At 36.1% G+C, this 11,251-nt stretch carries 12 protein-coding genes and 10 tRNA genes; 21 read left to right on the forward strand and 1 reads right to left on the reverse strand.

All coding sequences use genetic code 11. The features are described 5' to 3' along the window. Nucleotides 1-66: 66 nt before the first annotated feature. The 21 genes from ACPYKA_RS13540 (at nt 67) to ACPYKA_RS13640 (ending at nt 10,649) form a co-directional block, all read left to right on the forward strand. Nucleotides 67-143 (forward strand) — tRNA-Met (locus tag ACPYKA_RS13540). Between the two features lie 6 nt (nt 144-149). Then, nucleotides 150-226: transfer RNA gene (locus ACPYKA_RS13545), tRNA-Asp, on the forward strand. 22 nt (nt 227-248) lie between these two features. Further along, nucleotides 249-324 (forward strand) — tRNA-Phe (locus ACPYKA_RS13550). Nucleotides 325-338: 14 nt separating this feature from the next. Then, a tRNA-Tyr gene (locus ACPYKA_RS13555) sits at nt 339-423 on the forward strand. 8 nt (nt 424-431) lie between these two features. Continuing rightward, nucleotides 432-505: transfer RNA gene (locus ACPYKA_RS13560), tRNA-Trp, on the forward strand. Between the two features lie 20 nt (nt 506-525). Continuing rightward, nucleotides 526-601 (forward strand) — tRNA-His (locus ACPYKA_RS13565). Nucleotides 602-620: 19 nt separating this feature from the next. After that, a tRNA-Gln gene (locus tag ACPYKA_RS13570) sits at nt 621-692 on the forward strand. A 7-nt stretch (nt 693-699) separates the two neighbouring features. Beyond that, nucleotides 700-774, forward strand: a tRNA-Gly gene (locus ACPYKA_RS13575). Nucleotides 775-785: 11 nt separating this feature from the next. Beyond that, nucleotides 786-859 (forward strand) — tRNA-Cys (locus ACPYKA_RS13580). 2 nt (nt 860-861) lie between these two features. Further along, nucleotides 862-945: transfer RNA gene (locus ACPYKA_RS13585), tRNA-Leu, on the forward strand. A gap of 1,117 nt (nt 946-2,062) precedes the next feature. Continuing rightward, nucleotides 2,063-2,269 carry a zinc ribbon domain-containing protein gene (locus ACPYKA_RS13590; RefSeq protein WP_479542782.1) on the forward strand — a complete coding sequence of 69 codons (207 nt, stop codon included), beginning with the start codon at nt 2,063-2,065 and terminating at the stop codon, nt 2,267-2,269. 299 nt (nt 2,270-2,568) lie between these two features. Continuing rightward, nucleotides 2,569-3,564, forward strand: a complete 996-nt coding sequence (locus ACPYKA_RS13595) for an aminoglycoside phosphotransferase family protein (RefSeq protein WP_479542783.1) — start codon at nt 2,569-2,571, stop codon at nt 3,562-3,564. 122 nt (nt 3,565-3,686) lie between these two features. Next, nucleotides 3,687-4,640 (forward strand): WD40/YVTN/BNR-like repeat-containing protein, encoded by a 954-nt coding sequence (locus ACPYKA_RS13600; protein ID WP_479542784.1) that lies wholly within the window; start codon nt 3,687-3,689, stop codon nt 4,638-4,640. Continuing rightward, nucleotides 4,624-5,484: a hypothetical protein gene (locus tag ACPYKA_RS13605; RefSeq protein ID WP_479542785.1), complete on the forward strand. Its 861-nt coding sequence runs from the start codon at nt 4,624-4,626 to the stop codon at nt 5,482-5,484. Before ACPYKA_RS13600 ends, ACPYKA_RS13605 begins: the two co-directional genes overlap by 17 nt. Nucleotides 5,485-5,826: 342 nt before the next feature. Then, the gene (locus ACPYKA_RS13610) at nt 5,827-6,315 is read left to right on the forward strand and encodes an alpha/beta fold hydrolase (RefSeq protein WP_479542786.1); all 489 of its coding nucleotides are present in this window, start codon (nt 5,827-5,829) and stop codon (nt 6,313-6,315) included. A gap of 36 nt (nt 6,316-6,351) precedes the next feature. Continuing rightward, nucleotides 6,352-6,678: an alpha/beta fold hydrolase gene (locus ACPYKA_RS13615; RefSeq protein WP_479542787.1), complete on the forward strand. Its 327-nt coding sequence runs from the start codon at nt 6,352-6,354 to the stop codon at nt 6,676-6,678. A 103-nt stretch (nt 6,679-6,781) separates the two neighbouring features. Then, complete coding sequence (locus tag ACPYKA_RS13620; protein WP_188859753.1) at nt 6,782-7,186, forward strand: HIT family protein; 405 nt, start codon at nt 6,782-6,784, stop codon at nt 7,184-7,186. Nucleotides 7,187-7,620: 434 nt separating this feature from the next. Beyond that, entirely contained in the window at nt 7,621-7,785 is a 165-nt protein-coding gene (locus ACPYKA_RS13625) for a hypothetical protein (RefSeq protein ID WP_194461818.1), read from the forward strand. A gap of 681 nt (nt 7,786-8,466) precedes the next feature. Beyond that, nucleotides 8,467-9,255: an alpha/beta hydrolase family protein gene (locus tag ACPYKA_RS13630; protein ID WP_188859279.1), complete on the forward strand. Its 789-nt coding sequence runs from the start codon at nt 8,467-8,469 to the stop codon at nt 9,253-9,255. A 444-nt stretch (nt 9,256-9,699) separates the two neighbouring features. Further along, a complete protein-coding gene (locus ACPYKA_RS13635) occupies nt 9,700-10,326 on the forward strand; it encodes a Type 1 glutamine amidotransferase-like domain-containing protein (RefSeq protein ID WP_188859281.1) in 627 nt (208 codons plus the stop codon). Between the two features lie 140 nt (nt 10,327-10,466). Beyond that, complete coding sequence (locus tag ACPYKA_RS13640; RefSeq protein ID WP_479542788.1) at nt 10,467-10,649, forward strand: hypothetical protein; 183 nt, start codon at nt 10,467-10,469, stop codon at nt 10,647-10,649. 314 nt (nt 10,650-10,963) lie between these two features. Here ACPYKA_RS13640 and ACPYKA_RS13645 read toward each other — a convergent pair. Continuing rightward, on the reverse strand, nt 10,964-11,251 hold a 288-nt coding region (locus tag ACPYKA_RS13645; RefSeq protein ID WP_479542789.1), incomplete at its 5' end, for a LutC/YkgG family protein.

Here is an 11,251-nt window from a genome sequence, read left to right on the forward strand (position 1 = left end):
CGAAACACGACGAACAGTCCTTATTCTATTATTATGCATGAACAAAACTTGCATATTTCTTATTACCGCGGGGTGGAGCAGTCCGGTAGCTCGTTGGGCTCATAACCCAAAGGTCGCAGGTTCAAATCCTGCCCCCGCAACCAAATTAAGGTCCGGTAGTTCAGTTGGTTAGAATGCCTGCCTGTCACGCAGGAGGTCGCGGGTTCGAGTCCCGTCCGGACCGCCACTATTTAGAAAAAAGTTATTACGGCTCGGTAGCTCAGTCGGTAGAGCAACGGACTGAAAATCCGTGTGTCGGCGGTTCGATTCCGTCCCGAGCCACCATTTGTATTATTGTTGGAGGGGTAGCGAAGTGGCTAAACGCGGCGGACTGTAAATCCGCTCCCTCAGGGTTCGGCAGTTCGAATCTGCCCCCCTCCACCATTTGATATAGGGGTATAGTTTAATGGTAAAACGAAGGTCTCCAAAACCTTTGATGTGGGTTCGATTCCTACTACCCCTGCCATTGTTTTTTTAATTTAAATGGCGGTCGTGGCGAAGTGGTTAACGCACCGGATTGTGGCTCCGGCACTCGTGGGTTCGACCCCCACCGGTCGCCCCATTTAATAGTTAGTTATTATTGGGCTATAGCCAAGCGGTAAGGCAACGGGTTTTGGTCCCGTCATTCCTAGGTTCGAATCCTAGTAGCCCAGTTATGATGCGGAAGTAGTTCAGTGGTAGAACACCACCTTGCCAAGGTGGGGGTCGCGGGTTCGAATCCCGTCTTCCGCTCCATTTTTTTATCTGGCGGTATAGCCAAGTGGTAAGGCAGAGGTCTGCAAAACCTTTACCACCGGTTCGAATCCGGTTACCGCCTCCAATGCCGGTGTGGCGGAATAGGCAGACGCGCAAGACTCAAAATCTTGTTCCTTCACGGGAGTGTCGGTTCGATCCCGACCACCGGTATTTTACAATTAAGATGGGTTAAAAAGAAGTTTGAAGTTCATTCGTAAGCCTTTATGCATAAGGGTTTACGATTTTTTGTTTTTTGAAAAAGATATAAAAACATTCAAACGCAACACACATACAACACAAAAATAATACATATTAACTGCAATTTTTTCGTTGTCTTCAAGAGTAGAGGCGTTTTAACTTTTAATAGCTATTTGAACAAATTCTGAATTCGTTCGGCGATAAGAGATGTAAGAGATGCTCTAATCCCTCGAATGAGCAAGACTTAAATTTGTTCGGTCTTTGAGAGGTACTCTAATCTCCCGAATAAACTAAAATCGGGTTTGTTCGAGCATATAGAGATCTTAACCGCCATCTGAAACACTTACTTATTCCATTTCGCGCTGTTAAGCTGGTCGTAAAACGAATAATGGCTTTGAACCCGAGAGACTTTTGCCAAGTTTAAGGTAAAAGTCTTTTTTTGATAAAAATGGATGGGTGCGTGTTGCACCAATTAGGAGGCCGAAAATTATATATCCTAACTCTCTTAAAAAATGACAGCAGGAAAGATAATGAATGCAGATATTACGAGATCCACTAAATCTGATAAACCAAACATCTTCCCCCCTTCTAATACTTTTCCACGGTGGCGGGAAAACAAACGTGACGAAGGTTATATATCCTGATTGGACAGAGAGTTTGAAACAATTTGTTTAAGTCAATCGTATTAATATAGAGTCCAATTTGGAATCTGTGATTTTGATATTTCATCCAAACCGCGGAATAGGAAAGGGGTATGTAAATTGAAAAGAACATGTCTAAAACTTTCCCTATTTGTAGGTTCAGTAGCATTTATAGTAACATATTTCGTTACCTTTTTAATGGAATCGCCGCGTCCTTTTTGGGCAAGTTTGGTTGTAGCTTTTTTAATATTTGAGATCAGTTATTATTATTTCTTTAATAAAGAGAAACGCCAATATGATTTATGATAAACGGAAGTATAAATTAATAGAGTGTTTTAATCCAAAAGTTATTTCCGGGAATTAATTGCATTAAAGGGCAGTTTTCTTTCAAATAAAGATTTTAAGATTTATAAAAAGGGTAGAAAAAATATCAAAGGAGATGAGCGAAAGTGAGAAGTAACAGAGGATGTATTAAATGTGGAAGTACAGAGGCGGATACGAAGGATGTTGCAATGACCGGCACTGGTTTATCTAAAATGTTTGATGTCCAGCACAATCAATTCACTGTTGTTTACTGTAAAAACTGCGGGTATTCGGAGTTTTATAAGAAAACTAGTTCAACTGGAAGTAACGTTTTGGATCTTTTTTTTGGTTAAAGCAGGTAATAGCAAGGGGAGACGTTAGAAGAAGCAGTTATTCGACAAAATGGTGGAGACCTTATGGTGGCTATCCTTCAGACGGAAATATATCAAAAACATACGAAGAACTTGGTTTGTCTTTTTCTATTAAAAATATTATTTGAATATTATGGTATTATAGAATGGAGTTATTAATTATCGGGACGGTTTAGCTTAATTAGAATCTGTTAAAGAAAGGATCATTTGTAGTGATAAATGAAGAAGTAAGGGATGCTATTTTGAAGTCGAACATTGAAAATTCAGCGAAGGATCATATTATGAAAATTGGTGAAGGTGCTTGGCACAATGTCTATAAAATAGAAAGAAAACATGAAGGAGAACTTGTATTAAGAATAAGAAAAAAAGAATCATATGGACAACTACAAGAATATAATGAGATTGATTTGATTACTGAGTATGAATCTTCAAAAGCGTATTATCATCAGGCCAACCAAACTTCTTTTCATATTTGTCCTTTATTCTTTGATTACAATCTTGATGAATCACTAGTTTTTACAGTAGAAAGTTTTATGGGTATAGGGAAAAAACTCCAGGATCTCAGTCATTCTGAGAGCCATGTCATTGGAGGAAAGTTAGGTAGATTTTTTAAGCGCATGCATGAAAAAATTCCCGAAATAAAAGGATTCGGAAATATTATATGGAATGGTAAACGACTTGAAGGGAATATTCAACAGGAAACTAACCTAATATGGCAACATGATAACGATATTTATTTAAGTATATTAAATGAATTGACTAATTCCGATTTAAAATTTGATCGTAAAAGAGTTGTAGATAAGGTAGTAAACATAATTGATAAAAGACGCAAAAGTCCGCAAACGATATCATTAGTCAATCAAGATGTAACGCCAGAAAATATTATATTTGATTTAGAAAATGTTTCTTTAATTGATCCATTTCCTCGGTTAGATTTTGATTTAAAATATGCTGGGTATTTTGTGTTTTGTTATAAATTTCTTCTTCCTGCATACTCTAATGCCCCCAGATATCGAAAGCATGCCTATGACCAAAATTCCAAAATAATGAGTAGAATTGCCGATGGTTTTATAAAAGGATACATAGATAATAATGAGAAATTGCAACATCGCTTATTGGAGGAATATGTCTTATGGGTATTGGTAGAAACTCATGAACACTATGAAACACTAAATGAAAGTGAACTGAACGCTAAGACACTACAACAAATGGGGGATAAAGAAATGATCAAGAATAGATTATCATTGTGTTTGAAGGAACTGGAAATATCTATATAAAAAGCACTTCTAAAAAATGACAGCGAATAAGTTATTCCATTGAACTCTTTTATCTTATCCAAGTAACGGATGCATTACTTAATCATTGTTCATTATAGTACTAAAAAGAAAGGGAAATCCTAATGAAAAACCTTTTACTGGGCTTATCAAGCGTTATCATGCTTGTCCTAATGATTACCGCGATATTCTATTATCAAACGCGAGATAATCTATCATATTCGCAGTTCTCACAGCCGAATGAAATACGTGATAATCAAGAATCACTAAATGAAGATGAACAATCTGATTCCCAAGAGTTTCAGCCTGCTAACGAGCAGATAGCCTACACTTTACAAAATAATGAGTTGAACATTACTTTTAATCAGGGGGAGGATTGGATTAAGGTTCCGGTTGAGTTAGATCAATTATTTAGTGGTGAATACAATGGAAACAAGCAAGAACTGATTGAAAATAGCTATATTCTTACAGAAAACCAAGCGGCATTTCTATATTCTGAGGGAGCAAGCTGGGATAATCAAAGAATTTTGTTAACCTATTCAACCGACCAGGGAAAGACATGGGATGAATCAGTAGTAACGGAACCCTTCACCGTGATGCGTTTCAGAAAAGTAGACTTTCTAAATGAAGATTTTGGATACGTTATTATTTCGGGTGATCGCACGATGTCACAGGAATCTTCACACGTCTTTCTATCACACGATGGTGGCAAAAGCTGGGAGGAAACAACCAATTCTGGAATAACAAGATTAATTTATGATGGTGGTTTTGTTGATGAATTAACAGGCTTTCTATCCTTTGGAACGATAAATCCAGAGGCACCTGATCTTTATGTGACACTAGATGGTGGGCACACTTGGAATGAGGCAACAATAAATATTCCAGATGAGTATAATCAAATTTTTGTACAGGCTGAAATTCCTGTAAAGGAGCAAGAGAATTTGTCCGTTTTAGTGAATCAAGGTCCGAACGGTGATTATAAAGGTGGAGAAGTAAAGGGAAAGTTTATTTCAGAAGATAATGGAAATACGTGGGAGTTTCAGAGGGAGGTACAGCCGAATAATGAAGAACAAGAATAATTTTATGAACATAGTAGGCTGGGCGCTATTTGTTATTTCTATTAGCATTTTCACTTTTCAGATGGGATATCTATTCATCTCTAAAAAATACCAAGTAGAGTACATTGATGATCGGTTATTTTACATCATAAACATTTTCTGTATTCTCTTTCTAACCCTAGCAATTCCGCTTCTGATAAATCTCAAGAAAAGGATGAAATTCATTGGTGCAGGTATAGTGTTTATTTTTATTATGGTTCATATATTTCTACTAGTATCGAGTAATCAAGCAGTCAAAAATATTACAAGTATATCCCCTAATTGGAAGCATGTTTTATCAATTAAAGAGAATGTGGAGAATGGGGCGGCCGTGTATTATCGGGACTACTATGGCATTCTCGCTCGTCCAAAGGAAAGATTACCTTTTGATACAAAAGGAGAATTTCAAGTAGAATGGTTAGCGAATGATATTGCTGCCGTTACTTACGAAGCAAAGGACGATACCATTCAACAATTTATTGGTACTTATGGTGATCGCGGTAGTGGCATATCCTATTATTATGTAGCAGCTGAAATTCATGGTCGCTGGCAGGGTGAGAACATTCAACTGATAAGTGATACGGAAGGTATTTCTGTGATTGAAGATGGGGAGACGGAACTGTTTGAGTGGGAAAATATTCAACAGTTCGGTACGCTGGCTGTTGTTTTAAAGCGTGATAATGAAGCTGTTTGGACGATATCACTAAATGAAAACTTTGAGGTTCATTCTGATGCCCCCGAATCAACTGTAGGAAATATCCGTATTTATGAAGCAACGATGGAAAAAAACGAGCCGATTACACTGGAGTATAGTGGTTCCAACTAGAATCTATTACCTTTCGTTTTTTTTGTACATCAAAATGAATGGATTGGTGACTAAACTAGATGAAAAAAAACATACTAAGTTTGGGAAGGTAATTGGTTGGTTAGGTTTTCTGTTTCTTATATCAGGATTACTTTTTAGTGAGAGAGGTGGGATGGCAGAAGATATTCCAGAAGCCTTTTATCGTTTTGCCATACCTTCAATCTTAATAGGAATATTCTACTCGTTAATACCAATTTCATTAAAGCTTCTCTAGCATAATAGGGATATTGTCAATATGACGATTTTGTAGACGGGGCAGGTTAGCTATTAATAAAAAATATAATCATTTTTAGGAGGACTTAAATGACTGTTGATAATAAGGGAACATTCAATCTAACTAATATTAATTTTCAGGGGTTAAATATTAATACAATAGGGGAAGGAGAAGCTATTGTTTTCTTACACGGTGGACCAGGCAGTGAGCATCGTTTTTTTCTACCTCACATGTTACCACTTTCCCGGAAGTTTAAATTAGTATTCTATGATCAAAGGGGTTGTGGAAAATCAGCTCCTTCTATTGATGGTCAATACTCCATGATGGACGAAGTATGTACATTGGAATTATTACGTAAAGAACTAAAACTGGAAAAGATAAATATATTTGGTGAATCATGGGGTTCAATGCTAGCTCTATTATATGCAACTACGTATCCAGAAAGGGTAAATAAAATTCTTCTAACAGCTGCCATAGGCGTTTCAGCTGAAGGTTTTAAAACCTTTGGTAAGGAACTTGAGAAAAAATTATCGGAAAGTGAAAAATCGAAACTATCTAAGTTAGAAGAAGGGGTTTGAAATGGAGAGTCATCCATTGATGAGGTGTTAGCGATTTTGGATAAATATTATGTATATACCGAGGACTCATTAAAGGTAAAAGCAAAAACTTCTATTAATCCAACAGTTAATCAGCAAATTGGAGAAGACATATTAGGACACTATGATGTAATTAGTAAATTAGATAGTATTAAAGATATTCCCATAGTAGTTACCCAAGGTTGTGACGATATTTTAACTCCTAAGTTGATAAAGGAATTATTAATCGATTATATTCCCCATTCAAAATTAATTACCATAAGAAATTGTGGTCATTGGACAGTTGTCGAGAAACCAGATGAAATGAATGAAATTGCTCATGATTTTTTTAATTCTACTTTTTAAACTAGCAGGTGCGGTCCTTGTAGGAGGAGAAGCACCCTCTTTGTTGAATATATTATAGAGGTAGAAAGGTTGAGGAAGATAAATAAAAAATGAGGAGATCATGATGGAAAAGTGTATTTTTTGTAATCCAGAAATAGAACCTAAACAAGAAGTTATTTTTAGCAATGAACATTGTCATTTTTTACAATTGGAACAATCTAAAATAAAAGGCGGTCTGCTTGAAGGAGCAGGGCTAATTGTTCCCAAAAAACATAGAGAAACTGTATTTGAATTAACTAAGGATGAATGGGAAGCAACTTACCGTCTTCTTCAAAGGGTTAAAAAATACTTAGATGAGGAACACAAGCCTCAAGGATACAATCTAGGCTGGAACTGCGGCGAAGTAGGTGGTCAGCACATTTTCCACGCTCATTTTCACGTTATACCAAGATATAAAGACGAACCACTGGCAGGTAAAGGGATAAGACATATGTTTAAAAGTGAAGAGAATGTAAGAGGCAGTTATTAAGCTAATGGCCCCGTTTCTGAAATAATTAAACCTGTCACAGTCAAATTGACTTATTACATTGCATTCGCGGCTGCATTACTTATCAAAATAAGCGCATAACTCATCTTTAAGAATAGCTGTATAAAGGGTTACGATGTCGGGATTCACCTTTTATTTGGAGCTGCAGCAACAGGTTCAATCATTTTGCTTATGAAGGCGAGCTTCAATCTAGGAGGATGTATAAAATAAAAGTGGATAAAAATTATTTTAAATGAGAAAATCGTCTATTGTTTATATGGTGCATTTTTACCGGGTGGAGTTTGCACTGCAAACTTATTTTAATAATGCCTGCCCCATTGGAAATAAAATGGGAAGATGTACGCCAGGCATTTCCAGATACTTGGGTATTGATAGAAGCAACCCAAGCTTAAACAAATGAACAAAGTGAGCGAATTTTGGAAGAAATAGCACCGCTAAATAAGTTTACTAGTTCTCCAGCGGCAATGAGAGCATATCAAGAATTTCATCGTGAAAATCCAAATAAAGAATTATATGTTCTGCACACCAATCGTAAAGAACCCAAAATAATTGAAAAGAAGTGGTTAGGTGTCAGAAGATAGTCTAATAGCGCTGTGTTAACATTATATCCTCTCAAGATTAGGTACTCCCAGGGGGATTTTTCCAATTGATTAAAAACCCCCCTTTCATACGAACGACTTGCACACCCTTTAAATATTTGTTTATTATTTATATCTATTTCAGGGTTGAGCTTTTTTGATTCACTAGGATTAGCAATTTGGAAGTATATTCTGCTACTAATCATCGTTACGGTAATATCATGGCTTTTACGGAAAACAGGGCTTACTGAAAAAGAAGTTCCTATTTGGGTGGTTTTATAATAATTATAGGATTTGCCATTGGTTTAATTTTCAATCGCTTGTTACAAATTATGTTTAATTAAGAGGAATCTGTTCAACAAACAGTCCATTTTGTTGGAGACACTGCGAGGGGGACTGGGTAATGAGAAAAATATATAGGGCTACGCAAGTACTCTTAGTGATATTATTTTTTGCGATAATTACGGTTAGCAGCTATTCTACAACGGCAGTAAATGTAATAGGAGCAATAGGCATAGCGGTTTCTTTGTTTTATATATTTCTCGACAGGAAACTTAAACGGGATAACGTTCGTAAGTAAGACAAAAACAAAAACGTAGCCTCAATAATTTTGTGCTACGTTTTTTTAGAAGGTTTACCGCTACTATAAAATTCAGAAGTTAACGTAAAGAAAGGAGATAATATATGATAGCTTATGTTAGAAATGGAGATATTCTTGGTGAACTCTATCTACCTGATACAACATTGAATAATAAAATAGGAATTGTGTGGTTACCGGGATTACCTAACAAACCGATTGCCCCTGAAATGGGAAAACCTTTATCGGATCTGGGCTTTACCGTGTTGCAGGCGCGCTATCCTGGAAACTGGGAAAGTTATGGAGATTTTGGTCCAGATTCTTCTGTAAAGGGTGCTTTAATGGGTCTTGAACTTTTAGCAAAAGGTAATACATTGGACTTGAATACTGAAAAAGAAATTTATTGGGATATTGACCATATTATTCTTATTGGAAATAGTTATGGTGGTGGTATAGCTGTTTCAGCATTAGGTTCCTCTAGTTTAGCATCTGGCGCAATAGCATTTTGTCCTTTACTAGAGCCAAGTCAACAGAATGCCGACCATTTACTCCAAGAAGATGATCTTTCTACACTCTATCCATATTTAAAAAGATGCCACGAAAACGTGTATCGTAATTTAGACGAAAATGAGTGGAAGGATTATATTGAAGGTAGACATTCAGTTGATCCTTCAAGGTTCTTAACAAAGATTAAAGAACGTCCTTTACTCTTAATCCACGGAAATGAAGACAAAAGCATTCGTCCGTATCATACTGAAAATTTTTATAATAAATTGAAAGAAAATGGAGCTAAACAAGTTGAGATTTTAATCAAAGAGAGTGTTGGTCACGGAAAAGACTTAAGAATATCAACTTGGAATAATTGGACCAAGTGGCTGACAGACTTATTCAGCTAATAGGTGTTTATTTATATAAGATCTCCCGCAATGAGTGTAATTGCGAGCGCGTGGACTTTTCAAATGCTTTGACGGGAGAAGTTTTAGCGGTAAAAGAAGATTCTGCACTAGAAATTGTAACTGATAGATGACGAGATTAATTGCTTTGTTTCACTAGAATCAATGATAAAATGATCCAAAAAGAGTTTGACACCGTCATCAGCAATGAATACGTGCTTCAACACGGCTCGCTGCTCTTAAAGAGTGAAACACATCATAAGAATACGGACCTGATGTTAGATAGTATCTTTTATGCTCGATAAAACCAAAATAAAGAGCCGATCTTCCGGTGCTTTATTCTTTATTATGAAAGAATGTTTTAAACTATAGGGCAGGATTGTGGAAGAAACGAGTCTATCTTTATTTAACAAAAGTTATTCATTTAAGGGAGAATAGGGGGATATTATGAAATTTTATCTGTCATCTTATAAAATTGGTAATGAAGAACAAAAATTAATAGACATCACGAAAAACGGCAATAAAAAAGTTGCTTATATCAATAACGCATTAGATTTTGCAACTGATTTAGAAAGAAAGAATAAAAGTGACGCAATGGATGTATCGGATCTTAAAAGAATTGGTTTTATAGTGGATATTCTTGATCTGAAAAAGTATTTCCGTAACACAGAAGGGCTACAAGAAAAACTTAATGAGTATGATGTTATCTGGGTAAGGGGAGGCAACACATTCGTTCTTGCACAGGCAATGAGGTTAAGTGGTTTCGATAAAATCGTTAAAAAGTATTATAAGGATAAAAAGAACATCTTATATGGAGGGTACAGTGCTGGAGTTTGTATCCTTGGACCAACGCTAAAAGGTATTCATTTGGTTGATGACCCAGATCAAAAGCCGTATGAAGAAAGGTATCAAACTATTTGGGATGGACTGCATATTTTGGAATATGCAATTGCTCCACATTATAAATCAGAACATCCAGAGTCTAAGGGTATTGATAAAGCAATAGAATATATGGTTAATAATAAAATACCTTTTAAGGCGTTAAAGGACGGAGAAGTAATTATTATTGAATGATCTACCTTAACGCTCTTCCACTAACTTGTGCGATTGTTCAATAAGCAAGATAGCATTTGTATAAAAAATGTGTCTTTGAATAAGCTGATTTTAAAAGGTTTTGGTTTATAATGGAGAGACAGAAGTTAGGTGGTAGTTGAATGAGTGCAAAAGAGGAAGTTATAAAGATGATTGAAGACCTGCCTAATAATACAACGTTAGAAGAAATTATTGAGCAACTTTCTGTGAAAGCGAAGATTGAAGAAGGGATGAACCAACTTAATAATGGAGAATTTTATTCTCATGATGAAGTAGAGGGAAAATTTGTCAAATGGTTGAGTTAAGATGGTCAAAATTAGCAATTAGTGATTTAGATGATATCATTACCTACATTTAACTAGACTCTGAAGATTAACTAGGGATTTGAAACATGCTGGTAAGTTAGTCTAAATATCAATTATTATCGTATTATAATACAACAAAGAACAAGCGTCGTGACTTACCACGGGTTGAATGGTTGGATTTAAATTACTAATCCTACCGACAGAAGGACGCTTGTTCAACAAAACAAAGCCAGAATAGATGCAAAATAAATCAAATGATTCGTGAAAACGATAAATGGTGTTTCAAAGGCATTCCAAAACTACAATCCAACTATCTAGTCTACAACTATATAAGTTGCGTGCACCGGGCCATGTACGCCAACAATCAGATTCATTTCAATATCTGCACTATTACTTGGGCCTGAAATGAAACTGACACAAGATGCAACATCTTCGCCCTTTGCAATGGCTTCATGAATTTGCTGTGTTGCTTGTGTCATGCGAGGGACAATTGTTTCCCTTGGGATGATCGCGATATAGGAATGGGGTAACAGGCTAATCGTGCGCCCGTGATCTTTATGATGGAATAATGTCACCGTAGCAGATTCGGCTAGTGTAATATC

This window comes from Pseudogracilibacillus amylolyticus (SeqCode), from assembly GCF_051918545.1.
Classification (GTDB): Bacteria; Bacillota; Bacilli; order Bacillales; family Amphibacillaceae; genus Pseudogracilibacillus.

Coding starts and splice junctions, on each gene's coding strand:
- ACPYKA_RS13595 (WP_479542783.1), top strand. CDS start 2,569: ATGAAAATTGGTGAAGGTGCTTGGCACAATGTCTATAAAATAGAAAGA.
- ACPYKA_RS13605 (WP_479542785.1), top strand. CDS start 4,624: ATGAAGAACAAGAATAATTTTATGAACATAGTAGGCTGGGCGCTATTT.
- ACPYKA_RS13640 (WP_479542788.1), top strand. CDS start 10,467: ATGAGTGCAAAAGAGGAAGTTATAAAGATGATTGAAGACCTGCCTAAT.
- ACPYKA_RS13610 (WP_479542786.1), top strand. CDS start 5,827: ATGACTGTTGATAATAAGGGAACATTCAATCTAACTAATATTAATTTT.
- ACPYKA_RS13600 (WP_479542784.1), top strand. CDS start 3,687: ATGAAAAACCTTTTACTGGGCTTATCAAGCGTTATCATGCTTGTCCTA.
- ACPYKA_RS13635 (WP_188859281.1), top strand. CDS start 9,700: ATGAAATTTTATCTGTCATCTTATAAAATTGGTAATGAAGAACAAAAA.
- ACPYKA_RS13630 (WP_188859279.1), top strand. CDS start 8,467: ATGATAGCTTATGTTAGAAATGGAGATATTCTTGGTGAACTCTATCTA.
- ACPYKA_RS13620 (WP_188859753.1), top strand. CDS start 6,782: ATGGAAAAGTGTATTTTTTGTAATCCAGAAATAGAACCTAAACAAGAA.